This window comes from Corynebacterium sp. HMSC036D03 (genome assembly GCF_001836185.1).
GTDB classification, from domain to species: Bacteria; Actinomycetota; Actinomycetes; order Mycobacteriales; family Mycobacteriaceae; genus Corynebacterium; species Corynebacterium simulans.
Map to the genome: position 1 here is coordinate 1 of NZ_KV827714.1, position 2,735 is coordinate 2,735.

The 2,735-nt window shown below is 55.6% G+C and carries 2 protein-coding genes; one reads left to right on the forward strand and one right to left on the reverse strand.

All coding sequences use genetic code 11. From position 1 onward, the window contains the following. Window positions 1-418: 418 nt before the first annotated feature. Window positions 419-823, reverse strand: coding sequence for a MerR family transcriptional regulator (locus tag HMPREF2692_RS01245; RefSeq protein ID WP_061925830.1), 405 nt, complete (start codon window positions 821-823; stop codon window positions 419-421). 169 nt (window positions 824-992) lie between these two features. On the opposite strand from HMPREF2692_RS01245, the gene HMPREF2692_RS01250 reads away from it, so the two are divergent. After that, window positions 993-2,558, forward strand: a complete 1,566-nt coding sequence (locus tag HMPREF2692_RS01250; protein WP_061925833.1) for a SulP family inorganic anion transporter — start codon at window positions 993-995, stop codon at window positions 2,556-2,558. Window positions 2,559-2,735 lie beyond the last annotated feature (177 nt).

A 2,735-nucleotide genomic window follows, 5' to 3' on the forward strand; every position in this document is an offset into this window, starting at 1 on the left:
GTGGCCTGTTTTTACTCACCCGGAAAGCACACCAACCCCCGGTTAGCACATGCGGGTGCCATTCCGATGGATTGAACACGAAACGGGCGGATATAAGCATAAAGACCTTATATCCGCCCGATTTACCCAGCCTGAGCAGCAAGAGCGCTGTAACTCAGACACACTTTTTGCTACTTAACCCTTTTTTGTCACTTAAGCCGGTTTGGAAGTGATGGGGTTAAGTGACAATTTTCGATTTTGTGACCTTGGATGACTGTGTCGTTTTGAGGAGTCGTCTGCACGGATTTCAGAAGTCCTCTGCACTATCGCCATCCACTTCGGAGAGGCCGCGGGCGTTCGTCCACTTCATCTGGAACGCGACTCGACAGAGCGCATTCAATCGGATGGTCTTTTTCTCCCTGCGAAGGATGGGGGCACTTTAGTGTGCCAGGGTGTTGACCAGATCGAGGAATTCCTCAGCGTAGGCAATTTGCTTGCGTAGCTTTTCGTAGCGGGTGCGCGTCTCCTCACGAATGTCGGCAAGGGTGGCCTTGGCATTACTCCGTGCCTGCTGTGCGGGATCACTGTCCTGCCCGCCATCTGAACTATGAAGAATCTCCGCAGCTTCCAGGAATTCCCGCATCTGATCCAGAGTAAACCCCAGCGGTTTCATCCGTCGCACCAGCAAAACACGACGTACATCAGCCTCACTATAAAGCCTGAACCCACCAGGGCTACGCCCCGATGGGGTAATCAGGCCGACGTTGTCATAATAACGCAAGGTGGGAATCGACAACCCCGTCTGGTCAACGACCTCGCCGATCTTGAAATTACTGTTTTGCATTGCCTGTTCTCCTTCACGGTGATGTTGTCCACGGGTTCCTGTGCCTGGGTTGGCGGTTGAGTAAAACTCCCGCTACCATGACCACCATCACCAAACCTAAAGTTACTAGAGGGTTGGATTCCTTTCGGGCGTTCGCCCAGTTACCTATCCCCTCAAAGATTGGACATCTATGACTGAAACTAGCACGGCGGCCCCCCGCCCCCTCCTGAGTCCAGACGGCGCTGATGCCCCTACCGGGATCATCGCATCCTTCCGTTACGCATTTTCTTCCCCCGCCCGTATCCGTATAGAGATTCTGGCCGGACTGGCGGTATCCCTGGCGCTGATCCCTGAGGCCATTGCCTTTTCCATCCTTGCCGGTGTTGACCCAGCCATGGGTCTGTTTTCCTCGGTAGTCATGGCCATTGCGATCGCCTTTACCGGTGGCCGCCCGGCAATGATAACCGGCGCCACCGGGGCTATTGCCCTAGTCATTGCTCCTGTGGCGCGTGGTTACGGGATGGATTATTTCATCGCCACCGTCTTGTTGGGCGGTGTCCTACAAATCGTGCTCGGCGCCCTCGGTGTGGCGAAACTTCAGCGTTTTATCCCCCGATCGGTGATGCTGGGTTTCGTCAATGCACTGGGCATTATGATTTTCACCGCCCAACTCGAACACCTCATTGATGTGCCCTGGATGGTCTACCCACTCGTCGGCTTGGGTGTGGTGATCATGATTTTCTTCCCCAAGCTCACCAGTGTGATCCCTGCCCCGCTGGTCACGATTATCGTGCTCACCGGTTTGGTCATTGCCGCCGGTTTGACTGTCCCGACGGTCTCGGACATGGGCAAGATGCCGGAGACCTTACCGTCCCTGTTTATTCCGAACGTGCCGTGGACGTTGGAGACCCTGCAGATCATCGCGCCTTATGCCCTGGCCATGGCCGTGGTCGGTCTCATGGAATCGTTAATGACCGCCAAGCTCGTCGATGACATCACCGACACTCATTCCGATAAAACTCGTGAATCCTGGGGACAGGGGGTGGCTAATATTGCCTCCGGTTTCTTCGGCGGCATGGGTGGCTGCGCGATGATCGGTCAAACCATGATCAACGTCCGCGAATCCGGGGCACGTACCCGCCTATCCACCCTGTTAGCCGGTGTGTTCCTGCTGGTCCTGGTCCTGGCACTGGGCGACATCGTTGGCATGATCCCGATGGCTGCGTTGGTGGCAATCATGATCATGGTCTCGGTCGGCACCATCGACTGGCACTCGGTGCATCCACGCACCCTTAAACTCATGCCGGTCTCTGAGACCATTGTTATGGCCGTGACGATTATTGCCACCCTAGCCACCAGCAACCTGGCCATTGGTGTCGTGCTGGGTGTGGTCACCGCGATGATCATGTTCGCCCGTCGGGTGGCACATATCGTTTCCATTGAAAAGGCCTCCGAGATCGACGGCGACGGCGATGGCGATGGCGAGATTGATACTCGTACCTACCGGGTGCATGGCCAGTTGTTTTGGGCATCAAGCAATGACCTGGTTTATCGCTTTGATTACACCGATTCTGCCCGTCATATCACTATTGATCTCACTGAGGCGGAGATCTGGGATGCCTCCACGGTCGCGACCTTTGACGCGATTACGCAGAAGTTCCAGGACAGAGGCAAAACCGTGTCCATTATCGGGCTCGACGGTCCCAGTCAGGACCGGCTGAACCGACTGTCTGGCCGGCTTGACACCGGCCACTAACATCCCCCGACTCGAGCACATCGACTTGGCGCCCCAACTTATAACCGGGGCGCCAGTTTATTGGTGCTGTTGCACAGTTGGGGCATAGGAAGAGCATAAAAGAAGCGTAGCGGTTAACCGCTACGCTGTGTTGTGGGGCTTTTTTGAAGTGCCCCAGGTTTTGTTCCGTTTGAGTAG

What these genes read in the sequence shown, in the direction of transcription:
- HMPREF2692_RS01245 (WP_061925830.1), bottom strand. Translation starts at nt 823, where the DNA reads ATGCAAAACAGTAATTTCAAGATCGGCGAGGTCGTTGACCAGACGGGG.
- HMPREF2692_RS01250 (WP_061925833.1), top strand. Translation starts at nt 993, where the DNA reads ATGACTGAAACTAGCACGGCGGCCCCCCGCCCCCTCCTGAGTCCAGAC.